Source organism: Rhizobium bangladeshense, from assembly GCF_017357245.1.
GTDB classification, from domain to species: Bacteria; Pseudomonadota; Alphaproteobacteria; order Rhizobiales; family Rhizobiaceae; genus Rhizobium; species Rhizobium bangladeshense.
This window is the reverse complement of the sequence record NZ_CP071612.1, coordinates 2,609,232-2,631,555: the sequence shown is the minus strand read 5'-3', so window position 1 is coordinate 2,631,555 and position 22,324 is coordinate 2,609,232. Positions and strand designations below refer to the sequence as shown.

The 22,324-nt window shown below is 61.4% G+C and carries 22 protein-coding genes and 2 pseudogenes; 16 read left to right on the top strand and 8 right to left on the bottom strand.

Annotation, left to right across the window (positions count from 1 at the left end; all coding sequences use genetic code 11):
* Positions 1-76: 76 nt before the first annotated feature.
* Positions 77-418 carry a lipoprotein gene (locus J2J98_RS12850; protein WP_138393391.1) on the top strand — a complete coding sequence of 114 codons (342 nt, stop codon included), beginning with the start codon at positions 77-79 and terminating at the stop codon, positions 416-418.
* 147 nt (positions 419-565) lie between these two features.
* On the opposite strand, the gene J2J98_RS12845 is transcribed toward J2J98_RS12850, so the two are convergent.
* Both J2J98_RS12845 and J2J98_RS12840 read right to left on the bottom strand, forming a co-directional pair.
* The gene (locus J2J98_RS12845; protein WP_207603123.1) at positions 566-991 is read right to left on the bottom strand and encodes a DUF805 domain-containing protein; all 426 of its coding nucleotides are present in this window, start codon (positions 989-991) and stop codon (positions 566-568) included.
* 28 nt (positions 992-1,019) lie between these two features.
* On the bottom strand, positions 1,020-1,790 hold the full coding sequence (locus J2J98_RS12840) for an adenylate/guanylate cyclase domain-containing protein (RefSeq protein ID WP_207601236.1): 771 nt from the start codon (positions 1,788-1,790) through the stop codon (positions 1,020-1,022).
* Between the two features lie 282 nt (positions 1,791-2,072).
* Here J2J98_RS12840 and J2J98_RS12835 point away from each other — a divergent pair, with 282 nt between their 5' ends.
* The 3 genes from J2J98_RS12835 to J2J98_RS12825 all read left to right on the top strand — a co-directional run bounded on the left by J2J98_RS12835 (position 2,073) and on the right by J2J98_RS12825 (position 4,379).
* Complete coding sequence (locus J2J98_RS12835) at positions 2,073-2,861, top strand: DUF899 domain-containing protein (RefSeq protein ID WP_207601235.1); 789 nt, start codon at positions 2,073-2,075, stop codon at positions 2,859-2,861.
* A gap of 441 nt (positions 2,862-3,302) precedes the next feature.
* Positions 3,303-3,863, top strand: a complete 561-nt coding sequence (locus J2J98_RS12830) for a NuoB/complex I 20 kDa subunit family protein (RefSeq protein WP_064705343.1) — start codon at positions 3,303-3,305, stop codon at positions 3,861-3,863.
* A gap of 138 nt (positions 3,864-4,001) precedes the next feature.
* Positions 4,002-4,379, top strand: coding sequence for a response regulator (locus J2J98_RS12825; RefSeq protein ID WP_064705342.1), 378 nt, complete (start codon positions 4,002-4,004; stop codon positions 4,377-4,379).
* Positions 4,380-4,500: 121 nt separating this feature from the next.
* Here J2J98_RS12825 and J2J98_RS30855 read toward each other — a convergent pair.
* Positions 4,501-4,599 (bottom strand): annotated as a pseudogene (locus tag J2J98_RS30855) (LysR family transcriptional regulator); the annotation flags it as partial.
* Positions 4,600-4,760: 161 nt separating this feature from the next.
* Between J2J98_RS30855 and J2J98_RS12820 the strand changes: the two are divergent.
* The 3 genes from J2J98_RS12820 (at position 4,761) to J2J98_RS12810 (ending at position 8,655) form a co-directional block, all read left to right on the top strand.
* Positions 4,761-5,561, top strand: coding sequence for a class I SAM-dependent methyltransferase (locus tag J2J98_RS12820; RefSeq protein WP_207601234.1), 801 nt, complete (start codon positions 4,761-4,763; stop codon positions 5,559-5,561).
* Positions 5,562-5,960: 399 nt separating this feature from the next.
* The gene (locus tag J2J98_RS12815; protein ID WP_207601233.1) at positions 5,961-7,472 is read left to right on the top strand and encodes a DUF1800 domain-containing protein; all 1,512 of its coding nucleotides are present in this window, start codon (positions 5,961-5,963) and stop codon (positions 7,470-7,472) included.
* Between the two features lie 10 nt (positions 7,473-7,482).
* The gene (locus J2J98_RS12810) at positions 7,483-8,655 is read left to right on the top strand and encodes a DUF1501 domain-containing protein (RefSeq protein ID WP_207601232.1); all 1,173 of its coding nucleotides are present in this window, start codon (positions 7,483-7,485) and stop codon (positions 8,653-8,655) included.
* Positions 8,656-8,819: 164 nt separating this feature from the next.
* On the opposite strand, the gene J2J98_RS12805 is transcribed toward J2J98_RS12810, so the two are convergent.
* Together J2J98_RS12805 and J2J98_RS12800 are read right to left on the bottom strand one after the other, a co-directional pair.
* Positions 8,820-9,407, bottom strand: coding sequence for a hypothetical protein (locus tag J2J98_RS12805; RefSeq protein WP_207601231.1), 588 nt, complete (start codon positions 9,405-9,407; stop codon positions 8,820-8,822).
* A gap of 26 nt (positions 9,408-9,433) precedes the next feature.
* Positions 9,434-9,820, bottom strand: a complete 387-nt coding sequence (locus tag J2J98_RS12800) for an acyl-CoA thioesterase (RefSeq protein WP_064682465.1) — start codon at positions 9,818-9,820, stop codon at positions 9,434-9,436.
* 308 nt (positions 9,821-10,128) lie between these two features.
* On the opposite strand from J2J98_RS12800, the gene J2J98_RS12795 reads away from it, so the two are divergent.
* From J2J98_RS12795 to J2J98_RS12770, 6 genes are all read left to right on the top strand, one after another.
* On the top strand, positions 10,129-11,949 hold the full coding sequence (locus J2J98_RS12795; RefSeq protein WP_207601230.1) for a methyl-accepting chemotaxis protein: 1,821 nt from the start codon (positions 10,129-10,131) through the stop codon (positions 11,947-11,949).
* 151 nt (positions 11,950-12,100) lie between these two features.
* Entirely contained in the window at positions 12,101-13,405 is a 1,305-nt protein-coding gene (locus J2J98_RS12790; RefSeq protein ID WP_207601229.1) for an extensin-like domain-containing protein, read from the top strand.
* Positions 13,406-13,509: 104 nt separating this feature from the next.
* Positions 13,510-13,857 carry a CAP-Gly domain-containing protein gene (locus tag J2J98_RS12785; RefSeq protein WP_207601228.1) on the top strand — a complete coding sequence of 116 codons (348 nt, stop codon included), beginning with the start codon at positions 13,510-13,512 and terminating at the stop codon, positions 13,855-13,857.
* A gap of 275 nt (positions 13,858-14,132) precedes the next feature.
* The gene (locus J2J98_RS12780) at positions 14,133-16,061 is read left to right on the top strand and encodes a hypothetical protein (protein WP_064712754.1); all 1,929 of its coding nucleotides are present in this window, start codon (positions 14,133-14,135) and stop codon (positions 16,059-16,061) included.
* Between the two features lie 26 nt (positions 16,062-16,087).
* A complete protein-coding gene (locus J2J98_RS12775; RefSeq protein WP_064712753.1) occupies positions 16,088-16,306 on the top strand; it encodes a hypothetical protein in 219 nt (72 codons plus the stop codon).
* A 513-nt stretch (positions 16,307-16,819) separates the two neighbouring features.
* The gene (locus J2J98_RS12770; RefSeq protein WP_064712752.1) at positions 16,820-17,215 is read left to right on the top strand and encodes a hypothetical protein; all 396 of its coding nucleotides are present in this window, start codon (positions 16,820-16,822) and stop codon (positions 17,213-17,215) included.
* A 7-nt stretch (positions 17,216-17,222) separates the two neighbouring features.
* Here the strand turns inward: J2J98_RS12770 and J2J98_RS12765 are convergent, their stop codons facing one another.
* Positions 17,223-17,906, bottom strand: a complete 684-nt coding sequence (locus J2J98_RS12765) for a GntR family transcriptional regulator (protein ID WP_064712751.1) — start codon at positions 17,904-17,906, stop codon at positions 17,223-17,225.
* A gap of 356 nt (positions 17,907-18,262) precedes the next feature.
* On the opposite strand from J2J98_RS12765, the gene J2J98_RS12760 reads away from it, so the two are divergent.
* From J2J98_RS12760 to J2J98_RS12750, 3 genes and pseudogenes are all read left to right on the top strand, one after another.
* Entirely contained in the window at positions 18,263-19,042 is a 780-nt protein-coding gene (locus J2J98_RS12760; RefSeq protein WP_064712750.1) for an alpha/beta fold hydrolase, read from the top strand.
* A gap of 125 nt (positions 19,043-19,167) precedes the next feature.
* Positions 19,168-20,127, top strand: a complete 960-nt coding sequence (locus J2J98_RS12755) for an acetylxylan esterase (protein WP_138393402.1) — start codon at positions 19,168-19,170, stop codon at positions 20,125-20,127.
* Positions 20,124-20,851, top strand: a pseudogene (locus tag J2J98_RS12750) (esterase family protein). The gene J2J98_RS12755 and the pseudogene J2J98_RS12750 overlap by 4 nt, the downstream one beginning before the upstream one ends.
* Before the next feature lie 14 nt (positions 20,852-20,865).
* On the opposite strand, the gene J2J98_RS12745 reads toward J2J98_RS12750, so the two are convergent.
* Both J2J98_RS12745 and J2J98_RS12740 read right to left on the bottom strand, forming a co-directional pair.
* Entirely contained in the window at positions 20,866-21,858 is a 993-nt protein-coding gene (locus J2J98_RS12745) for a dihydroxyacetone kinase subunit DhaK (protein WP_207601227.1), read from the bottom strand.
* A gap of 51 nt (positions 21,859-21,909) precedes the next feature.
* A complete protein-coding gene (locus tag J2J98_RS12740; protein WP_008535099.1) occupies positions 21,910-22,323 on the bottom strand; it encodes a hypothetical protein in 414 nt (137 codons plus the stop codon).
* Position 22,324: the final 1 nt, after the last annotated feature.

Sequence of the window (22,324 nt, the reverse complement as noted above, 5' to 3'; positions counted from 1 at the left end):
CTGTGGTTGAAGACTTACTGATCTCCCGCAATGCGGGCGGCAATGTTACAGCTGCCGCGGGAACTGGGGACCATTCATGAAAAAGATTATTATTGTACTCGTGGCGGTCGCGGCACTGGCCGGCTGCGCCAAACGTCCTGACGCCATCGTACAGGTTGATATACCGATGGCCGCCTATACCAACCTCAGCTGCGAGGCGCTCGCCGTCGAGCTCAAGAAAGAGAAGGCCAAGCTCGACGATCTCTCCAAGCAGCAGATCAGCGCAGCGAACGGCGATGCGTTCGGCGTCTTCCTCGTCGGCGTTCCAATCGGCAGCGTCGCCGGCGGAGACAAGGAAGGGGAAATTGCAGCGTCCAAAGGCAAGGTCTCGGCTATGCAGTCCGCCGGCATGAGCAAGGGCTGCAAGCTGCCCGGCTGATTGCATTGAGATCGAGTCAGGGCACCGGTCTACGCTCAGGAAATGCTTGGCGTTGGAAGCGGACTGCGCATTCCGCACTCTGCGCAACGGATAGGCCGTGTCAGCGAAGGCAGCGCTTTTGCCCGCGAGATCCATTCTCACATTTGCTTAAGCGAAGACGGCTTCTCTGGAGTCCTCCACTGTCGACGCCCTGCAGTACCATGCGAGGACGACAACCGATCCAATGGGAAATAACAGTGCAAGAAGCTGCCACCATCCGCTGCGGTTGCTGTCGTGAAGGCGTCGGGCGGCCATGGCGATCGACGGAAGAAACGTAGCCAGCCACCAGATCAGGTTCAAGGTTCCGCTCCGATCCACGACATACAAACCGATGGCGACGAGAAAGACGAAGAGCGTCGGGTACCAGAATTCCGATCGGCCCGCTCTGCCGCTGAAATTCACGTAGTTCTTGAAATAGCTTCCAATCGCCTGGCCGAAACCCATGGCCTGTGGCAGGCCGCCGAAGCGGTTAGGCCCGCCCGGCGGTTTCCTGAAGACGAAGATCAATGCTACGCCGATCGGCGGCGGGATGATCCTTTGAGAAGGCCGCGATCGCCGTCACTCAGCGCTTGACCAGAACGCTTGCCTGCACCGGCTGTTCGATGCCCTTCAGCGTCAGCATTCGCGTTTCGGCGTCTGCCGCGAGTTCGGGAGCCTTCGCGGCTGTTTCGGCCGAGATCAGGATCTCGCCGGCAGCCGCCTGGGATTCGAGCCTTGCGGCCTGGTTGACGACGCCGCCGATCGCGGTGAAATCGCTGCGGAAGCTCGAGAATTCGCCGATCTGGACCTCGCCGGAATGGATGCCGACGCCGACGCCCAGGGTGCGGCCTGGCAGGGAGTCAAGCGCCAGCCCGCCTAGCGCCGCAGCGCAGTTCCACTGGATCTCTCTGGCGGCGCCGATCGCCGCACTGGCGTGATCCTTGCGAATGATCGGGAAATTGAAGATCGCCATCAGGCCGTCGCCCATCTGCTTGTTGACAATTCCGTCATGCGCCCAGATCGCCTGGGCGCAGCGATCCTGGAACAGGCTGACGATTTCACTCAAGCGTATCGCCTCGATGCGCTCGGAAAGATCGGTAAAGCCCCTGATGTCGGCGAACAGGATGGTGGCGTCGACGGTGATCTGGCGCTGCTTCTTCACATATTGGAAGGAGCGCTCGCAGATCGTGCAGATATCGGGATTCATCTTGCTGCGGGTGATGCCGAGGGCGCGGAAGGGGAGCGCGAGCGGGCCGCCGATCGGGATCGGCATATGCATCTGATCCCAGCAGCCGCGGCAGATCCTGGCGCTGCCGTGCCTTGCCTGCTCTGTGAAGGTGAATTCTGTCGTCATGTCACAAGATCCAATGGCCGTGGTGAAGCTTCCGTCACTAAGTGGGTTTTGGCAACTGTTGTGTTGGTTGAGGAGGTTTCATAGCCACGGGCGGAGCCGTTGCGTCGGCCTACGGGCCGACTGCGTTGGCCTACGGACCAACTGCGTTGGCCGTGGGATAACAGACACAGTTGTTACTCCCACTGTTCGATGTCCGATGCGAAACTACGTCGGACCGATGCACGATGCATCGGCTTTCGAACAGGAGGCGCGGGAACTCGCGCCAATGAGGAGATTCAAGCGATGACTGCAACTGCCGGGAATGGAAAGAGCGGACAGGCCATGCAGAGGCCGCCTGTCGTGTCTCAGGAGGCTTGGGACGCGGCTCACAGGCAGCTTCTCGCGAAGGAAAAGGCGCATACGCGTGCCCGCGACGCGCTCGCCGCCGAGCGGCGGCGGATGCCGTGGATGGCTGTCGAAAGGCGATATGCTTTCGAAGCGCCGCAGGGCAGGGTCAGCCTTCACGACCTGTTCGAAGGCCGGCACCAGCTTATCGTCTATCGCGCCTTTTTCGAACCTGGGGTCTTCGGCTGGCCGGAGCATGCCTGCCGCGGTTGCTCGATGGTGGCCGATCAGGTCGCCCATGTCGCCCATCTCAACGCCCGCGATACGACTCTGGTCTTCGCCTCCCGCGCGCCGCAAGCCGACATAGCGAGGCTGAAGGAGCAGATGGGCTGGACGATGCCGTGGGTGACAATCACCGACGATTTCGATAAGGATTTCGGTGTCGACGAATGGCACGGCACCAATGTCTTCTACCGCGACGGCGAGCGCATCTTCCGCACCTATTTCGTCAACAACCGAGGCGACGAGCAGATGGGCGGCACCTGGAACTATCTCGACATCACGCCGCTCGGACGCCAGGAAGTCTGGGAAGATTCGCCTGCGGGCTATCCGCAGACGGCTACCTACAAATGGTGGAACTGGCACGACAGTTACGTTGCCGACGCCGAGCCCGACAAGAAGTGGGTCGAGGTCTCCGACGCCGGCGAGGCGGCGTTCCGGGAGGAAAGCGCAAAGGCGCGATCCTGAGCCTAGCCGAGCGTGCTGGACTGGAGAGTTGGCGTGACGATGGAGAGAGGTCAGCGGATCTGAAATGACTCCGGTTGCCTTGCCGGCCACTGCCCATGCATAGTGCCCGGCAACGCTGAGGGGCTGATGACCAGACTGCACGCGCTGTTTTGATGTTGCTTCCCGCGCCTGGCGCGGCGCATGCCGAAAACGCTGCGGCTGGCGAGGGAGGGATCAGCCGCATTCATTCCGTTCGGAAACTGCCGCTTTCCCGATGCCGGAGCGACGCCGCCATCAACTGGTTCCTGGACAAGGACTAGATCTGGTGGGGCGATCCCTTCACCGTGAGCGCCGCATCCTAGAACACATACCAGGAAACGCGAGTCCGTTATCGTACCAGGCGGCCGCCGCTGGAACTTTGTCGTCTGGACTGTGTTTGAGGTCGGCTTACAGGAGAAGACGATGCCGCGCTTCACGCAACCGCAGCCGACGCCCGGCAATTTCCAGTTCCCTGGCGAACAGTGGCAGGGCGACCCGATGATGGGCACCATCAATGCCGAGCTTGCCGACAAGGGTTTTCTCGTCACCAGCACCGACGAACTCATCACCTGGGCGCGCACGGGCTCGCTGATGTGGATGACCTTCGGCCTTGCCTGCTGCGCCATCGAAATGATGCAGATGTCCATGCCGCGCTACGATGTCGAGCGCTTCGGCGTCGCCCCGCGCGGAAGCCCAAGGCAGTCGGACCTGATGATCGTCGCGGGCACACTGTGCAACAAGATGGCGCCTGCGCTGCGCAAGGTCTATGACCAGATGCCGGAACCGCGCTACGTCATCTCCATGGGCTCCTGCGCCAATGGCGGCGGCTACTACCATTATTCCTATTCCGTCGTGCGCGGCTGCGACCGCGTGGTGCCGGTCGACATCTATGTTCCCGGCTGTCCGCCGACGGCCGAAGCGCTGCTCTATGGCATCCTGCTCCTGCAACGGAAGATCCGGCGCAATGGCAGCATCGAACGGTAGCGCCGATGACACGAGGAAATCAGTTATCATTTCGACACGCATTCCTTTTACCTCGGAAACTTTCGAGGGCAAGTTGCGTTGTAGCGGTTGCCGTCGGTGTGCCCGGCGGCCCGCTTGCCCATGGGAGGAGGAAGATCCATGAAAGTCCTGATCGTTGAAGACGAGAACATCATTGCCATGGAACTCGAGCGCATCGCGCAGGATGCTGGCCACCAGACTGTCGGGCCGGTTTCGACAATCGAGCAGGCGCTCGCCTATGCTCAGAGAAGCGATGTCGCACTGGTCGATCTCGGCCTTGCCGACGGCTTGAGCGGCGCGCAGCTCGCGCGCCGGCTGATCGATCGCCACGGCGTCGACGTGATCTTCGTCACCGGCAGTCCGGAAAGCGTCGGAAACGGCATCGAAGGCGCTCTCGATGTGATCGCCAAGCCCTTCACCGACGAGAGGATCGCCAGCGCGCTTTCGCGAGCGCAGTCCCTGCGTAGAGATTACGAAGGCAAGAACGCTGTCTTCTGACCCTTTGGGTGGCAAGGACCAAGCGTCGGGCCGACAAGTCAACCTCAAAGTCGTCGGCTCAAGCTGACGTCGCGGAGCACCGGACCGGATTTTCTCGTTCAGTGAAGGAAGTGGTGCGGATTTATCGCAATACCACTGCGAGGCCTCGTCCCGCGTTCAGCCACGTAGTGGCCAGTTCGATGAAGGCCTTGACCAGGGGCGACAGGTGGCGGCTGCTGGGTAGACGACGTGCATGACGCGCTCCCGGCAGTTGACGGGCGGCAGATCCTCGGCGCGGGGCCGAGGATGAGGGAGGGAAAGATCCTGCAGCCGACAGCGACTATCCGCTTGCGGCCGCCGACGGCGGGTTCATAATGAGCCATCTTCCTTGGGGAGGCTTCCATGCCGTCGAGTTTCCACGTCGAAAGTGCGGATGGTTATGAGCGGTTGATGGGCCGGTGGAGCCGGAAGCTGGCTCCGATGCTCATCGAGTTTACTGGGCTGGAGGATGGCGATCGCGTGCTCGATGTCGGCTGCGGCACCGGCAGCCTGGCTTTTACGCTTGCGCAAACGCCCGGCCCGCGGGAGATCGCCGCCATCGATTATTCGCCTGTTTTCGTCGAGGCGGCGAAGCGGGCCAATACCGATCCACGCATATCAATCCAACAGGCGGACGCCTGCGCCTTGCCTTTCGAGAACGACCGTTTCGACAGGGCGATGTCGCTGCTGGTGCTGCACTTCGTGCCGGAGACGGGCAAGGCGGTGTCCGAGATGGCCCGCGTCGTCCGACCCGGCGGCGTGGTCGCCGCCGCCGTCTGGGACCATTACGGCGGTATGTCGGGCATGCGGATGATGTGGGATACGGCCGTCATGCTCGACGACGACGCGCTGCCGCTGCGCCGCAGATATTGTTTCCAGCCGATGATGCGGCCGAGGGAAATGAAACGGACCTTCGTCGCGCAGGGCCTTTCCGATGTCGAGGAAACCTCGCTCCTGGTGCGGATGGAATATCATTCCTTCGACGACTATTGGGAACCGATCGCAGCCGGCGAGGGTCCGCTCGGCAGGTATGTGGCAGGGCTGGAGCCAACGAAGCGCAGGGCGGTTGATGCTGCCGTCAGGTCGGCTTACGAGGCCGGCGAGCCCGATGGGCCGCGGTCGTTCGCGTCGGTGGCGTGGGCGTGCCGGGGCAAAGTGATTTAGTCAGGTGCGCCAAGGCCATGAGCGGGCGATTGTTATGGTCGCGCTGATCGCCGTGCCCGTTGCGCCGCTCCGGGTCTATGCGCCGGGGCCGGTGCCGCTCGCCATCGGCGCGTTTCATGCGGATCTAGCGCTACCGTCGGTCAAAGAGGCTGGCGGCAGGTGTTGCCGGCCTTTCTTTTCGAATTGCTGTCGTGGCTTCTAACTCTGCACCATTTTGGCGGCCTAGAGCCGGAAGGGTTTGGATCTCAGCAATCGAGCATCCTCCGTCTTTAGCGGTAAAACCGAACCTTTTCAGTAAATTACAAATCGTCCATGTCGCGATATCGCCGCATTTCCCACAGATTCCCGTCGCAATCGGCTGTCAGCCTGTCACCATCAAGTGATCAGGAGTGATCGGCTATGAGCCTCTCTTTCCCGACGATGGCGGCGATCCGGTTCGGCTATGGTTTTCGACCGGGGGAGGCGGCGCCCCGAAGCAAGGATGAGCTGATCGGGCAGCTGTCCAAAGGGGCGTCGGCGACACCGGATTTTCCGCTCGGCGGCCCCGACATGCGCCACCGGGCGATCCTAAGCCTGCAGGCGCAGTTGAAGCAGATCCGGGAAGATGCCAAGACGGTAACGGACGATCCGACGCGGCGCGAGATGCGCAAAGCCGTGCAGCGCCAGGCGCAGCAGCAGTTCCAGCACGATGTGAATCTGCGGCTGATGCAGGCGGTGCTTTCGCCCTACGGCTTTTACGAACGGCTCTCGACCTTCTGGACCGATCATTTCTCCACCAGCGCCAGCAAGAGCCTGCCGATGCGCCTTATCGTGCCGCTCTACGAGGCCGAGGCGATCCGGCCGTTCATATCGGGCAGGTTCGGCGATCTCCTGCGCAGCGCCATCGCGCATCCCGCCATGTTGATCTATCTCGACCAGGCGGATTCGCTCGGGCCCGAATCGGCCGGCGGCATCAAGCGCAACAATGGGCTGAACGAAAATCTCGGCCGCGAACTCTTGGAACTGCACACGCTAGGCGCCGGCAGCGCCTACACACAGGCGGATGTCACCGCTGCGGCCATGGTGCTCACGGGGCTCACAATCGACCGTAAGGAGATGGACATCGCCTTCCGGCCGAATATTTCCGAACCCGGTGCGCATGAGGTGCTTGGTGTCAGCTACGGTGGGCGCCGGCGCTCGCGCGACGATTATCTCGACATGCTCGACGACCTTTCGGTCCATCCGAAGACAGCGGCGCATATCAGCCGCAAGCTCGCAATTCACTTCGTCTCCGATCAGCCCGACGAGCGGATGGTCTCGGATATGGAAGCGGCCTGGAAGAAGACGGATGGCGATCTCACCACCGTCTACACCGCCATGCTCGACCATCCCGCTGCCTGGCAGAACGAAGGCGCCAAGGCGCGCCAGCCGTTCGACTATGTCGTCGCGGGTCTGAGGGCACTGAATGCAGGCCCGGTCAACGGTGTCGTCGGCAGCTTCCTGGCCGCCAACCAGCAGGGCACAGATGAGGGCGACATGGCGGCGAATACGCCTGGCCTGGCGGGGTCGCCGGTGACGACGGATCCTGCTGGCGAGGCGAGGGAGAAGCGGCTCAAGTCCTTTCGGACGGCGCGGGCGTTGGGACAAGGGGCGCTGAGGCGCATGGGTCAGCCGACCTGGCAGCCGCCGAGCCCGGCCGGTTTCGAGGAAGGCTTTTCCGCCTGGATCACCGGCGGCCAGATCGCCGAACGCCTGGCTTGGGCGAGGCGGGCTGCGGCGCAGTTCGGCCGCGATGACGATCCACGCGCGTTCCTGAGATCGACGCTTGCCGATGCCGCGCGCGACGAGACGATGCGCGTGGTGTCGCAGGCTCCGAACAAGATCAGCGGCCTGACGCTGGTGCTGGCATCGCCGGAATTCAACCGCCGATAGGAGGCTCGCAATGAACCGGATTTTGCTTTCCCGCCGCGGCTTTCTGACGTCGGCCTGCTGTCTTGCCGCTGCCCCCGTCTTCACGCCTGTCACTTTCGCGGCGATGCCGGGCGATAGTCGTTTCGTCACTATCGTGCTGCGCGGCGCGATGGACGGGCTCGACCTGGTGCAGCCTTACGGCGATTCCGGTTTTGCAGCGCTCAGGCCGACCCTGGCGCTGACGCCGGATACCGGGCTTCTCGATCTTGACGGGCATTTCGGCCTCAATCCCGCCGCCGCCGAACTGATGCCGCTTTGGAAGAGCCGAGAGCTCGCCTTCGTAAATGCGGTCTCCACGCCCTATCGCGACCAGCGCAGCCATTTCGACGGACAGGACATGCTGGAATCCGGCGGCGAACATGTTGCCGAGGAGAAGACCGGCTGGCTGAACCGGGCGCTCGCCGTCATTCCGCGGTCGGATGCCCGCAAGGCGATCGACGTTAATACATCGACAGAACTCATTCTCTCCGGACCGAACAATGTCGACGTCTGGGCGTCGGATTCCAACCTGGCGCCGGCGCGTGACGAGATGCAGTTCCTGGCGCGGCTCTATGCCGGCGATCCGCCCTTTGCCGCAGCCCTTGCCGAGGCGACGCGGGCCGACACCGCCTCGATGATGGTCGAGCCGGATGGCCAGCATGGCGAAAAGATCGCCGACGTCGCTGCGCTCGCAGCCAAGATGCTGAAGGGCGACTACCGCATCGCCAGTTTCTCGATCACGGGCTGGGACACGCATATTGGCCAGGTCGGCCAGTTCAAGCGGCCGGCGCAGGATCTCGCCCAGGCGATCAATACGTTGAAGACGGTGCTCGGGCCGAATGTCTGGGGTAAGACCGTGGTGCTCGCCATGACAGAATTCGGCCGCACCATCCGCCAGAACGGTTCCGGCGGCACCGACCACGGTACCGGCGGCTGCGCGCTAATAGCAGGCGGCGCGATCAACGGTGGCCGCATCCTCGGCAAGTGGCCGGGGCTCGGCGACGGGCAATTGCTCGACGACCGTGACCTGATGCCGACCGCCGACGTGCGCGAGGTGGCGGCGGCGATGCTTTATCGGCAGTTCGATGTCGGTGTGGATGATCTGACGGGGAAGATTTTCCCCGGGTTGGGATTTGATAAGGGGTCACAGTTTTTAAAGGTGTGAGGGGTGACGCTAGCCTCTCCTCCCTCATGGCTGTGACAAGCACAGGCATGAGGGAGGAGAGATCGTGCTGCTCTGCCGCTGCCCAGTCCTTCGCGTGGGCTCAGGACGTTCGTCGCTGCAATCGATTCACTGGATCGATTGCTCGGGCTTCGCCCGACCGCTCCTCACTCCAATACATCATAAAGGCGAAAGATAAAGCTGACCTGATAGAGCAGGTTCGCTATAACGAAGGTCGTGTGAAAGCGGCGGTTGGCGGTATAGGCGGCGATGGCGCAGAGGAGGATGTAGATCATATTGCGGGCGGGATATTCCCAGCCGAGCGAGAGGATGCGCTCCGGCCCCTTGATCGCGGTGTCGAGAATATCGACGGCATAGATCAGGCCGAGGATGCTGAAGAACCATCTGCGCCGTGAAATGAAATATTCCTCGTAGCCGCCATATTCGTCGAGACTCGCCGGGAAGAGCAGGGCGCAGAGCAGGAAGAAGAGGCTGCAGAAGCAGATGAGGAAGAGATAGATGCCGAAGCCGATGGCGGGCACAGCTTGCAGGCGGTACTCCCACCACCAGATATGAATGATGAAGAGGAACAGGGACAGCGCCCAGCCAAGATGGACCGCATAGACACGCGCCTTGGCCGGATGCTGGACAATGCCCGCAACGCCGGTGAGCAGCCTCGCAAGGGAGAGGCTGATGACCATGCCCATCACCACCTTGATGTGAAGGAAGACCTCCGGAGAGCTGACCGTTTCCATCCTCTATCCCTTGGGCTTCAGGTTTGTCACTCCGCAGGGACTGCTTTGGGTTTACCCTCTTCATCCAATGCCACCATGATGAAGGTGCCGGCGGTTACCTTTTCCATCTTGGCATAACGCGCGCGATGCGCCCATGCTTCGACAATCAGCGTGATGGAGGTGCGGCCGACACGCTCGATGTCGGTGTAAACCGACAGCGTATCGCCGATCTTGACCGGCAGCTCGAAGGCCATCTCCTTGACGGCGGCGGTGACGACTCGGCCCTTGGCGCGCTCGGCTGCGCGGATGCCCGATGCAAGGTCCATCTGCGCCATGACCCAGCCGCCGAAAATATCACCGGCCGGATTGGCATCGCCTGGCATGGCGAGCGTGCGCAAAGTCAGTTCGCCTCTCGGCTTGGCAGCGTCGGTCATCAAGGGCTCTCCATCCAGGCTTTGTCATAGGGCGGGCGATTCATCGATGAGCACCCTAGTGGAAAGGTTGAAGGCTGTAAAAGACGGCAGAGGCAGGAGCGACACTTTGTTTGACAAGCTGGAGTAAGCAGCGGCTGAAGAAATCTGGTATTGGGCTCCATCCAAATTTCGTTCAATTTCAGTCGGTTAATTTTACAATCTCCCTTCATCGAGCAGTATTTTAGTATTTGCTAATTAAGCTTTACGCTCCAGTAATTCAGGTGGTGCAGTATGGGGCTGATCTCACTTATAGAATCGCCGGGAACCTCATGCGCAACGTCAAGATTTCTACCCGCCTTTATTGCCTCGTCGGATTTACCCTTGCCGTGCTGGCGGCGACGATGGTCTTCTTTCTGAACTACTCTTATTCGGAGCTGGAAGAGGAGCGGAAGGCAGGGCTGGCGCAGCTGGATGCGACGGCGCTCGGCATCTTCGACAAATATTACAAGATGGAACAGGCGGGCACGATGACCCGCGAGCAGGCGCAGGCGGCCGCCAAGGACGTGATCGGCGCCATGCGCTACGGCGCCGACGGCTATTTCTGGATAAACGACATGCATCCCAAGATGGTGATGCACCCGATCAAGCCTGCGCTGAACGGCACCGATATCTCCCAGATGAAGGACCCCTCAGGCAAGTTCCTGTTCGTCGAGTTCGTCAACAAGGTGAAGAAGGACGGCAAGGGCTTCGTCGATTATTACTGGCCGAAGCCGGGCGCTGACGAGCCGGTGCTGAAGTATTCCTATGTCGCCAGTTTCGAGCCGTGGGGCTGGATCGTCGGAACTGGTGTCTATGGGGACGACCTCGCAGCGCTCTATCGTCACAATGTGATCTGGGCCGCTATGGCTTGCCTGATCGGCGCCGCAGCGACAATCGCGATCGCCTTTGCCATCGTGCGCAGCGTGACGGCGCCGATTGCCCGGCTGAAGAAAGCGATGCATGCGATTGCCGCCGAAGAGGCTTCGGTGGAGATTGCCGGAAGCGAGTATCGCGACGAGGTCGGGCAAATGGCCAAGGTGCTGCTGGTGCTGCGTGACTCTGTCGACGAGCGCAGTGCGTTGCGTGCACGGGAAGACGAGAGACAGCAGCAGATCGAAGAAGAGCGCCGCGGCAACGAGGCGAGCCTGCGCTCCGTGTCGGACCGTCAGACCCACGCGATGCAGGCGCTCGGCGTCGGCTTGGAGAAGCTGGCGGGCGGTGACCTGACGGTTTCAATCGGCGATATCGGTGAGGAGTATGGGAAGCTGCGGAGCGACTTCAACGCCGCTGTCGATGCGCTGAATGGTGTGATCCATGCGATCGCAGAATCGAGCCGTGTCGTCAACGACAGCGCGTCCGACATCAGCGACGCGACGAGCAATCTGTCCAAGCGTACGGAACAGCAGGCGGCCGCACTCGAAGAAACGGCGGCTGCGCTCGATGAAATCACGGCGACTGTCAAGACCGCATCCGAGCGGGCGAACGAGGCGCGCGAAATGGTCGCCGAAACGAAGGCGAGCGCCGGACGTTCCGGCGAGATCGTCCGCAACGCGGTCACCGCGATGGGCCGAATCGAGGAATCCTCGAGCCGTATCAATCAGATCATCTCGGTTATCGATGAGATCGCCTTCCAGACGAATCTTCTGGCGCTGAACGCCGGCGTCGAGGCTGCGCGGGCAGGCGAGGCGGGCCGCGGCTTTGCCGTCGTTGCGCAGGAAGTGCGCGAACTCGCCCAGCGTTCCGCCAATGCCGCCAAGGAGATCAAGGCGCTGATCAGCAGTTCGGCGGTGGAAGTCGAGGGCGGGGTTGCGCTGGTGCGCTCGACGGGCGACGCGCTGCTCGAGATCGAGGCGCTGGTCAATCAGGTCAACGATCATGTCGCCTCGATCGCGACGGCGGCGCGTGAGCAATCGACGGGGCTCAACGAGATCAACAGCTCCGTCAATCACATGGATCAGATGACGCAGCAGAATGCCGCGATGGTCGAGGAGACGACGGCGGCCAGCCGCACGCTCGCCGACGAGAGCACGCAGCTGAAGGCGCTGCTTTCGAATTTCCGCTTGCGCGAGGCGGGGCGGCCGGCAGAGGCCAGATACACACGGGCAGCGTGAGAAGCAGCAGAAATCAGAGGCCGGGCGACCGGCCTTTTTCATTTTTGTCGCCTTCAGATTGTGCCGGTAAGTTTTCATTCACCGTTTTTAATTAAAATTGGACCGAGTTTTTTCGGTCACTCTGCGGCCGGCCTATGGAAGCGATTAGAGTATGGCGTTTGTTTCCTTTCCTCGGCGAGCCTTCCTGCCCGTGCTGCTCTCGGCGGCGCTGACGACCTGTTCGATCAGTGACGGGCTCACGCCGCCGGCCAATGTCGACAACGGCACCAGGGTCAGTTCGATCTCGCCGGCGCGGGCGCCGGCCGCGCGTATGGCGCCTGCAGTGCGCATGCCGCCGGTGGAGAGTCAGGCCTCCTATCCCGTTTCCGGTGCGCCTGTCGGCAGCAGCCAGGGATCCGTTGATTATCTCGATACGCCGAACCTTGCCGGAAGTGGCCAAGCTGCGCGCGCCGCGCCGGGCAGGCGGTCCGGCCGGCTGCCGATGATCGACAGCGACGAAGCGATGGCGGCAGGCCAGCAGACCGAGAATTGGGGCGGCACGCAGAACCTTGCCATCCCCTCCGGCGGCGTCAACATGGATGACGAGCTCGGGGCCGAGCCGGTCGTCGGTTTGGCGCAGGAGCAACAACAGCAAATCGCCGAAGGCAACGCCACCGAGCCCGTCGTCGACGGCATCGGCACCGACACACCGACCCAGCTGAACCAGCCCGCGCCGCAGGCGATTCCGCTGCCGGCAGCACAAGCGCAGATGAGCCGGGCGCCGACCTGGAGTGATGGCAGCCCCGTCGTGGCCCCGACCCGTGTTCCTGAAGAGGACGAGGCCGAGGAAATGGCGATGCTCCGGCCGAACAATCCGATGATGAGCCAGCCCGCAGCACCTGTTGACCCGAGCGTCATGCCGGCTTCCGAGCTCGCCTGCCGACGCGAGCTGAAGCGCATGGGCGTGCTCTTCGATGAGAAGCCGCCGATCTCGCAAGGGCCGGCCTGCCAGGTGCCTTATCCGGTTTCACTAAGGGGGCTCTCCGGCAATATCGGCGTGAAGCCGGCGGTGACGCTGAACTGCCAGGTGACGCTTGCCTTCGCAAAATGGGTGAAGAACGAGCTGGCGCCGTCAGCCCGCTATCGCTACTGGAGCGGCATCAGGACGATCCAGCCGCTCGGTGGCTATTCCTGCCGTCGTATGAACAACAGCCGGCAGAGATATAATCCGATGTCGGAACATGCCCGCGGCAACGCCATCGATGTCGGCAAATTCGTGCTGAAGAACGGTCACGCGATCGACGTGCGCAAGAAGGGGCTCTTCTCCTTCCGCGAGGGCCGGCTCTTGAAAGCCGTTCGCAGCGACAGCTGCCGCTATTTCAATACGGTGCTCGGACCGGGCAGCAACCCGGAACACTGGAACCATTTCCACTTCGATCTGCGCTCCCGCAAGAGCGGCAGGGTCTATTGCAACTGACCCAGGTCGTCCAAGCAAGCCCGCCAACTCCAGAAAGGGGTTCATCCCGGCGCCTGGGCGCGCTATAGAGCGGCGAGGCGAATTGCCGTTAGCGAGTTTGATCCATGAGCTATGAGTTCCATGTCGGCCAGAAGGTCGTCTGCATCAACGATACTTTCAAGCATGTCAGCATCGACCAGCTCATCCGCAAGGGCGAGATCTACACGATCCGCTGGGTCGGCGAATATACGCATTATGTCGACGGCACCTTCATCGGCGTGAAGCTTGCGGAGATTCATCGCGGCAACGATGACGGGCCGGAGGGCTACGGCGCGGCCGATATGCCCTATCGCGCGACGCGCTTCCGGCCGCTGGTAAAGGACAAGATCGCATCGCTGCGCAATCTTTTGGCGCCGACGCCCGATGCGCCGGTGGAACCCAAGGAAAAGACCAGGAAGAAAGAGAAGGTCTGACGATCGCTCAGTCCTGGCGAGATGGCACGGCCATTTCTCCACCTGCGAGCCTAGACGAAGGCAGCGGCGCTCCATCTGCGGGGGCCGCTAAAGCGGACGGTGACGGACATCGGAAACTTCAGTTGAAGATAAAGCAAAGTTTGCAAGGCACAAGTTTGTTGAATTTCTGAGGAGGTTAAGACAGAGTGCCGGCCGCATAGACTTGGCGTCTTCTTTGTTGCAGATCGCGCATCCGGTTTCACGCGTATTGCATCACGTGGTGACTTAAACGCAAAATGACTTTCGTTCTGAAGACTTTCGGCAGCTTGCAGCTTGTCGACCGAGGCGGAAACGTGGTCGCCTTCCCGGAGAAGGGGCTTCTGCTTCTTGCCTATTTGTTGACCGCCGATCAAGGGTCAGCGGATCGATCGACCTTGGCTCGTTTCCTCTGGGGCGAGGCTGACAAGGGCGTGGCGCTTTCGACCTTGCGAAAGGTGATTTCGAGGATCAATGCCCGTCAGGCCGAGCTCGGCGTGGCTCTGATTTCGCTGCATGGCAATCTTGTCTCGCTGGAGCGGAGCTCTCTTTCTTCCGATCTTCTGCTGCCAGGCAAGGAGGCGGACGCCGAGCCGCTCCTTCGGCTGGAGCATGTCGTGAGGCTCATGAACCAGCCCTTCTTAGGGCCCGTCAACTGCCATAGCCGCGAGTTTCAACGCTGGCTCGCGGAGCGGGAAAGCAGCCATATCGAGATTCTCGTCCATACGTTGAGAGCAGCATCCGGGCTGGCGCGCTCGCGCAAGGAATCCGAACTCCTGAAGAATGCGGCGGTTATCCTGTTTCAGACGGAACCTAAGGATCCGGAGACGCTGAAGATGCTCATACCGATCTTCCAGGCGGAGGAAGAGGTCGAGCTCCTTCGGAACCATTTCGAGAAACGGCATAATTCCATTCTGCGCGGAATCGCAGTGCGCGATGGCTCGGTTGGCAATGACGGACGATCCCTGCATCCCGCAGCGCCTCCGAAAGAAAGGCTTGAAGCCGGCCTTTCCCTGGAAGCCGAAACGACCCGGCTCGAAATCCCGCGCCTGGTGCTGCTTCTTCCGAGGAATCAATCAAGCCGGCCCGAGGCGGGTTTTCTCGCCGCATCCCTGGTGGAAGACATCACCATTGGTTTCTGCGCCTTCAACAGTCTGCAAGTCATAGCGCCGCATTCGGCCGTTCAGATCGGCCATCATACGGAGACGCAGAAGGCCTTCTTCGAACGCCAGCGGGTCAACTACATATTAGACACGCGGATCAGTAATGTGGGCGACGAGGTGACCTTGTTCGCGCAGCTGATTTTTTTCGACCAGAACCAGATTCTCTGGGCCGAGAGATTCAGTCTCGATCACATGGAACTATTGAAGGACAGGAGAGCCGTTGCCCGACAGATCGCGCTTTCGGTGTCGAGCGAAATCGAGCGCCATGAAGCGCTTCGGGAAGATCTGAACCCGGTCGCTTATCATCGCTACCTCGTCGGCCGGCGGCATCTGGCGCGGCTGACCCTTCCGAACCTCAGGCGCGCGCGCAAGGAAATGAAAGCCGCGCTTAGCGTCAGCCCCGATTTCGCGCCAGCGCTGAGCTCCGTGGCGCGGACCTATTCCAAGGAGTGGCTGCTGACCGCCCGAGGCGATATCGAATTGCTGAAAACGGCGGAAAACTCGTCGAGGCAGGCGATCGAAAAGCGGTCGGACTTCGCCGACGGGTATCGCGAGTTCGGCGTGGCCAAGCTTTTGCAGGGTGCGTTCGATGAAAGCGCTGAGGCAATGGAAGTGGCGGAGAACCTTGCGCCGCACTATGCCGACGTGATTGCCGACTATGCGGATACGTTGGTTCATTGCTCGCTCCCGGCCATGGCTCTCAAAAAAATCGAGCGGGCGATAGAGTTGAACCCGCTCGCTCCCGACACCTACTTCTGGACCGCGGCGGGGGCAAACTACGCCCTTGGCGAATTCGAAGCTTCGCTGGATTACATCAGCCAGATGGCGGACCCCAGCCTGGCGGACAGGCTGTCAGCCGCAAGCTGCGCAATGTTGGGCCGCCAGGACAAAGCGCGGGTGTTCGTGCGCAGATTTCGCGAAGCCAATCCGGACTTCGATGTGGATAAGTGGCTGTCGTCCGTTCCGAGTAAAGAGCAATGGCATAAAGATCTTTATCGTGAAGGTCTGAAGAAAGCAGGATTTTAAGTATCAATCACTGGAAGGGGGAAAGCATGGCTAGAGTGGTCGTTATCAGCATTGAGGGCGAAGATGATCTTTGGGTGGCGGATCTCGACAGCAGGACCGTCCAACCTCTTGCTGCTCCGAAATCCGGCGGGCTTCAAACGGTAGCCGATCTCCGCGCGACCGGCGCAGTCGTCACCAAGGGCGTCAATGTCGCGGTGGTCGTGAAGTCGACGGAGGCAGCTCTTTCAGGCCATTACGACGGCTAAGGCCATCGTCCTTGCCCGATGGCATTCAAGTGGCGATCGTCGCTGGAAACGTCAGCGGGCCGATTAGGCCGTCTTCCGGCTAATCAACAGCCCCGGTTTGCCTGCTGACCTCGACAGCGCCGTTGCCTTGCCGAAAGGTATCGGCAATCGCTTCGCGGAAGCGGGCGAGCCATGCCGGATGAATGGGCGGCAAGCGTCTGCTGCAGTTCCTGAGGCAGCAGGACCTGCCGTTGCCGCCGAGAACCAGCCGGGCCCGCAGTCTACGTCGAGTATGCGATCGCGGTGCAGGGCAAAGTCAAACCTGTCTTCCCTCATTCCTGTGACCAGCAAAAGGAATGAAGGGAGAAGGCGGGAGACATCTTTACCATACGGCGTCACTCAAAGGGCTCGCAAGCCACACCAATCGCCGTTCAATTCTACTTATGCACGCGGCGCCAAAGATAACACGTTTGAAGCTAAATTCCGACACTTTCCCGATCGAAGCTCCGCGTCATTGAGACTTGGGGAGACGTGATGTCGGGCATTCTTATCGCCACCTTGTTGGCAACGGCTTCAGCAAAGATTCCCGCCGGATTGTCCGGCGGTGAGGCTCTCTATTCCGACTGCCGCGGGTCCCGGGAGTTCGTTGTGGGTTATGCAGCGGGTTGGCTGGACAAATGGAATAGTGACGAGTTTCTCGCCCGGCGCATTTTTGCCGAGGCCCCTCCCAAGCCCAGCAGGATGGTGAACTCGGCGCATTTTGCGATCGCCGTTGGCATCAACGTCTGTATTCCCGAGGGAACCACGGCGGAAGCAGTCGGTAATACGCTGTGCACCTTCCTGGAGGAAAATCCCGGCATGCGCGAGGCGACCGGCGACGAGCTGATGACCACGATGGCTCATTACAAATACCATTGCCCGATTCCCTGAGGGATAGTCATGCCGGCTTGTTGGCCTCGATGAAACGGCTAAGCGAGGTGGCGGCGTTAAGCATGTGCGCGCGCATGCGCCGCGAGGCCATTTCGCCATCGCCTTCGGCGATCGCCTGCATGATGGCTTCGTGTTCGTCGCGGGAGCGGCTCAGCCGCTCGCCTTGTCGCAGCTGCGTGCGGCGGAAGGCGTTCAGGCGGTTGCGGATGGTGATCGCCTGTTCGGCTAGAAAACCATTGTGGGTGGCGTGATAGATGGTTTGGTGGAACTGGCGGTTGAAGCTGTCATAGGCGTCGAAATCGCCGGACTCGACGATCGGGCGGGAGAGCTCGTGCAGTTCGATAAGGCGGCTGCGTTCCAGCGGCGTCATGCGGTAGGTGGCGAGGCGGACGCAGACGGCTTCGATCTCGGCCACAGTCTCGAACATATCCATGATGCGCTCCGGCGTCATCCTGGTCACCACGCCGCCGCGGCGGGCGCGAAGCTCGACGAGTCCTCCGGCCGCAAGCTGGCGCAGCGCTTCGCGCACCGGGGTGCGGGAGGCGCCGAAACGGTCGGCGAGCTGCTGTTCGTCGAGCGCCGCACCTGCCACGAGCGTCCCCGCGGCAATTTCGTCGGTCAGCGCATTGCGGATGCGGTCGGAGAGGAGGGCACGATCATCGTCATCCTCGGTTTCGAAACCATTCGCCATTGCTGATCTCCACACCTCTTGCTGTATGCAACTTTAAGCTGGAACGTCACGATTGTATGCGTTATCCATATCACGAAGGTGTTACGTATCCAATAATTGACATTGTGTAGAATGGGAATACAAAAATCCTCTGTCGGGGTAGTTTTGTATACGCGGTCCACCACAGAGCCGAATTAGAATGCGGAAGCAGGCTCTCGAAGTCTTGCGTCTACGATGAACGCTTCCAACACGATGTCATCGATCACAATGTGTCGATCAGAATGTCATCGAGCGGCGATTTTCGCCGAGTGCCATCAGTGCTTCGGCCCCATGTTCTCGACCTTTCAAACAGTCCCAACACCTAAGGAAACCAGATCATGATGATGAACAGACGGGTTTTTTCGGCCGCTCTCGTTGCCGGCGCTGCGGCCACTCTTCTTTCCAGCCGTGGCATGGCCGCGACATCAGCTCCCGTCAAAGCGCGCAATGTCGTGCTGGCGCATGGGCTATTTGCCGACGGTTCCTGCTGGACCGAGGTGATCGCACGGCTGCAGGCGGCCGGCCTGAATGCGACGGCGGTGCAGAATCCGCTGACGACGCTGCCCGAAGCGGCGTCAGCGGTAAAGCGGGTGCTTGACCGGCAGGACGGTCCGACCGTGCTCGTCGGTCATTCCTTCGCCGGCATGCTCGTGACCGAGACCGGCGTTCACCAGAACGTCTCGGCGCTGGTCTATGTCGCGGCTCGCGCGCCGGATGCCGGCGAAGATTATACTGCGCTCGCCAAGACCTATCCGGCGCCGCCGGCCTCTGCGGGCATAGTCTTCGACGGTGACGAGGGCCGGTTGAGCGAAGCCGCCTTTCTCAGGGATTTTGCAGGCGATCTGCCGGAAGCCAAGGCCAGGGTGCTCTATGCCGTGCAGCAGCCGTTCCAGAAGGCGCTGCTATCAGGCAAGACGACGGAGGCCGCATGGCGCTCCAAGCCAAGCTGGTATGCGGTTTCGACCGAGGACAGGACGATCAATCCCGATCTCGAACGCTTCATGGCCAAGCGCATGGGGGCAAAGACCATCGAGGTGAAGGCCAGCCATCTCTCGCTGATCTCTCATCCTGACGAAATCAGCCGGCTGATCCTGGAGGCGGCGGGGGCCGCAGCCTGACGCACATATGCAGGGTTGGGTGCCAGATACGGGATGCTCAGTCTGGTAGTGTTCACGATTCCAATGACCTCCGGTCAGTAGCGGCAAGGCTTGCACAGCCGGGCCTTTCACGCGACAAAGCATGGATGAGCATTCCCAAGACACATCCCTTCGCCTTCGACCCGACCTACGGCATGCGTCTTCAAGAGCTTTTGGCGATCGAGCCGCCGGAGGAGCCTGAGGGTTTCGATGCGTTCTGGGAGGCGCGGTATCTGAAGGCGCTGGCGGTCGATCCGCAGCCGGCGCTTTCGCTCAGCAAGCTCAGCCACCCCGACTGGCACGTGCTCGATCTCGTCTATTGCTCCACCGGCGCGTTCAAGATCGGCGGCTGGCTACTGCTGCCGCGCCAGGGGCAAGTGAGGCGAGGTCTGGTAGTCGGGCATGGGTATGGCGGGCGAGATCAGCCTGATTTTGATCTGCCGATCACGGAAACGGCCGTGATCTTTCCCTGCTGCCGCGGGCTGTCGCTGAGCAGCCATCCGCCGATTTCTCAGAACCCGTCCTGGCATGTGCTGCACGATATCGATAAGCGAGACGCCTATATCATCGGCGGCTGCGTCGAGGATATCTGGCTTGCCGTCTCGACGCTTGTTACGGTCTATCCCTGGCTCTCCGGCCGCACCGGCTATAGCGGCATCAGCTTCGGCGGGGGCGTCGGGGCGATGGCGATCGCCTTTGACGAGCGCATCGATCGCGGACATCTGGCGCTTCCGAGCTTCGGCCACCAGCCGCTGCGGTTGAAGCTGCCGACTGTCGGCAGCGCGCGATCGGTGCAGGAATATCAGGTCGACCACGGAAACGTGCTGGAGACGCTGCGCTTCTACGACGCAGCGACCGCGGCGCGGCGGATCGAGGTGCCGATGCTGACGGCGGTGGCACTTTTCGACCCCTCGGTCGCGCCGCCATGCCAGTTTGCTGTCGCAAATGCGATACGAAAATATAATGAAATCTTCATCCTGGACGCCGGCCATTTCGATTACCCTGGAAGTGCTGAGCAAGAGGCGGTTCTCCGCAACAAGATCGGACAGTTCTTCAGGGTGCCATGAACCGCGAATATCTGCGCTGGTACAGTCAGCGGCTCTATCGAGACATGGAGATGCTGGTGTTCGGCCATGCCGGCGCCAAGGTGCTGTTTTTCCGACGCGGGAAGGGCGCTTCTTCGAATATGAGCAGCTTGGCCTGGTGGCGAGCCTTAGCGATAAGTTGCAGGCCGGGCATATCCAGCTCTATTGCATCGAAGGCCTAGCCGCCGACAGCCTCTACGGGCTCCACCATCATCCGGCCGAGCGCATCCGCCGGCATGCGGTGCTGGAGGATTATATCCTCCACGAGGTGCTGCCACTGATGGCGGCGAAGAACGCGCATGACTGCACCATCGTGCATGGATGCAGCCTCGGCGCCTTCCAGGCCGCCAGCCTCGTCTTCCGCCATCCGCACCTATTCCGCAAGCTCGTCGCCTTTTCCGGCCGCTACGACCTCACGATGAAGGTGGAATCCTTCGGCGACCTGTTCGACGGCTATTACGATGACAGCGTCTATTTTCACACTCCGACGCACTTCCTGCCCGGTCTCGGCGCCGACTGGCGGCTCGAGAGGCTGCGCGAGATCGACATTGTGCTAGCCATCGGGGAGGCCGATCCTTTCCTCGATAACAACCGCTATCTCAGCCGGCTGCTTGCCGAAAAGGACATTCGCCATCAGTTGCACGTCTGGGACGGCCGCGCCCATCGCGCCGGCGCCTGGCGGATGATGGCGCCGCTCTACATTTGAGTTGTTGGAGGCTGTCACGGCCAGCGCAAAGCCGCCGTCGCCACCGGCGCATCCCAGAGTGCGATCTCCTCGTCGGTCAGCAAGGCGAGGGTGACGGACAGTCCCTGCATGTCGAGCGAGGTAACGTAGGTTCCGACAAGCGAGCGCTCGATCGGGATGGCTTTCTCCTCGATGAAACGGCGGGCGCCGGCATAGGCGAGATAGAGTTCAGCAGGCGGCGTGCCGCCGAGGCCGTTGACGAAGAGAAGCGCCCGGGCGCCCGGCGTCACCGCTATGTCGGCGATAATCGTCTCGCAGAGACGCATGATGATGGCGTTGGCGGCGGCGAAGGGCTGCGTGTAATGGCCAGGTTCGCCGTGAATGCCGACGCCCATTTCCATCTCGTCGGGTTCGAGCGAAAACGTCGTGCGCTCGGTCTGCGGCACCGTCACGCCGTTCAGCGCGACTCCCATCGAGCGGATGCGGGTGTTCAGCCCCTCGCCAAGCTGCTTCAGTTCGGCGAGGGGCATGCCGCCTTCGGCGGCGGCACCCAGGATCTTTTCAACAATCAGTGTTCCCGCGACGCCGCGCCGGCCGCGGCCTTCGCCTGATCTCGATGTCTCGATATCGTCGCTGACGACGATCATGTCGAGGCTGTGGTGGTCACCGGCCATCTCGATCGCCATTTCGAAATTCATCAGGTCGCCGTCGTAATTCTTGACCAGGAGCAGGCACCCGGCGCCGGTATCGGCCTCTTCGATGGCGGCAATAATCTGGCTCGGCGTCGGCGAGGTGAAGATATGTCCAACGCAGGCGGCATCCAGCATACCCTGACCGACGAAGCCTATATGCATCGGCTCGTGGCCGGCGCCGCCGCCGGATATCAGCCCCACCTTGCCTGATGTGAGATGGCGGCGGCGGACGCATTTGCGCTCGGTCCCGAACACCACGAAGGTCTCATGGGCGCGCACGAAGCCTTCGACGCTTTCGGCGACCATGGTTTCCGCGGTGTTCATGAACTTTTTCATCAAGCCTCTCCCAAGGCCAAAGGCATCACGCTACGTCAGCCCGCTCACGCTTCACTGCTCGCTCGCCCCCGATATCGCGACGATCTTCTGCACGAGATCGGAGATCGCCTCTTCCAGGAGGCGGTTTTTCCTGTCGTCGCCGAAGTCGGGCACCATCAGCGAAAGGTGCCGCAATTTCTCGGAATGGCCGAGATCCGGCAGCTTGCCGGGATGGGCGGCCTGATATGCTTCGAGAAAGCGTTCTTCCTCGGCGGCGCTGAAGTGGCAGACGCGCACGATCGTCGCGAGATGGCGCGCCGGCAGCGGCGTCGCATAGGTCGGACTGGTGATCTGGGTGACGAAGCTGCGGTGCTTGCCGAGCGCCGTCGCCAGGCGCTGGCGCGTGCCGGACGGCCTGTTGTCGATGATCTGCGCCAGAATGGACTTGTAGGCGATTATGGCGTCTTCGGTGTCTTCACGCGCCATC

What these genes read in the sequence shown, in the direction of transcription:
- J2J98_RS12840 (WP_207601236.1), bottom strand. Translation starts at nt 1,790, where the DNA reads ATGACGACAGAATTCACCTTCACAGAGCAGGCAAGGCACGGCAGCGCC.
- J2J98_RS12760 (WP_064712750.1), top strand. Translation starts at nt 18,263, where the DNA reads ATGATGATGAACAGACGGGTTTTTTCGGCCGCTCTCGTTGCCGGCGCT.
- J2J98_RS12790 (WP_207601229.1), top strand. Translation starts at nt 12,101, where the DNA reads ATGGCGTTTGTTTCCTTTCCTCGGCGAGCCTTCCTGCCCGTGCTGCTC.
- J2J98_RS12805 (WP_207601231.1), bottom strand. Translation starts at nt 9,407, where the DNA reads ATGGAAACGGTCAGCTCTCCGGAGGTCTTCCTTCACATCAAGGTGGTG.
- J2J98_RS12775 (WP_064712753.1), top strand. Translation starts at nt 16,088, where the DNA reads ATGGCTAGAGTGGTCGTTATCAGCATTGAGGGCGAAGATGATCTTTGG.
- J2J98_RS12765 (WP_064712751.1), bottom strand. Translation starts at nt 17,906, where the DNA reads ATGGCGAATGGTTTCGAAACCGAGGATGACGATGATCGTGCCCTCCTC.
- J2J98_RS12795 (WP_207601230.1), top strand. Translation starts at nt 10,129, where the DNA reads ATGCGCAACGTCAAGATTTCTACCCGCCTTTATTGCCTCGTCGGATTT.
- J2J98_RS12835 (WP_207601235.1), top strand. Translation starts at nt 2,073, where the DNA reads ATGACTGCAACTGCCGGGAATGGAAAGAGCGGACAGGCCATGCAGAGG.
- J2J98_RS12785 (WP_207601228.1), top strand. Translation starts at nt 13,510, where the DNA reads ATGAGCTATGAGTTCCATGTCGGCCAGAAGGTCGTCTGCATCAACGAT.
- J2J98_RS12830 (WP_064705343.1), top strand. Translation starts at nt 3,303, where the DNA reads ATGCCGCGCTTCACGCAACCGCAGCCGACGCCCGGCAATTTCCAGTTC.
- J2J98_RS12850 (WP_138393391.1), top strand. Translation starts at nt 77, where the DNA reads ATGAAAAAGATTATTATTGTACTCGTGGCGGTCGCGGCACTGGCCGGC.
- J2J98_RS12745 (WP_207601227.1), bottom strand. Translation starts at nt 21,858, where the DNA reads ATGAAAAAGTTCATGAACACCGCGGAAACCATGGTCGCCGAAAGCGTC.
- J2J98_RS12780 (WP_064712754.1), top strand. Translation starts at nt 14,133, where the DNA reads ATGACTTTCGTTCTGAAGACTTTCGGCAGCTTGCAGCTTGTCGACCGA.
- J2J98_RS12820 (WP_207601234.1), top strand. Translation starts at nt 4,761, where the DNA reads ATGCCGTCGAGTTTCCACGTCGAAAGTGCGGATGGTTATGAGCGGTTG.
- J2J98_RS12825 (WP_064705342.1), top strand. Translation starts at nt 4,002, where the DNA reads ATGAAAGTCCTGATCGTTGAAGACGAGAACATCATTGCCATGGAACTC.
- J2J98_RS12740 (WP_008535099.1), bottom strand. Translation starts at nt 22,323, where the DNA reads ATGGCGCGTGAAGACACCGAAGACGCCATAATCGCCTACAAGTCCATT.
- J2J98_RS12815 (WP_207601233.1), top strand. Translation starts at nt 5,961, where the DNA reads ATGAGCCTCTCTTTCCCGACGATGGCGGCGATCCGGTTCGGCTATGGT.
- J2J98_RS12810 (WP_207601232.1), top strand. Translation starts at nt 7,483, where the DNA reads ATGAACCGGATTTTGCTTTCCCGCCGCGGCTTTCTGACGTCGGCCTGC.
- J2J98_RS12770 (WP_064712752.1), top strand. Translation starts at nt 16,820, where the DNA reads ATGTCGGGCATTCTTATCGCCACCTTGTTGGCAACGGCTTCAGCAAAG.
- J2J98_RS12800 (WP_064682465.1), bottom strand. Translation starts at nt 9,820, where the DNA reads ATGACCGACGCTGCCAAGCCGAGAGGCGAACTGACTTTGCGCACGCTC.
- J2J98_RS12755 (WP_138393402.1), top strand. Translation starts at nt 19,168, where the DNA reads ATGAGCATTCCCAAGACACATCCCTTCGCCTTCGACCCGACCTACGGC.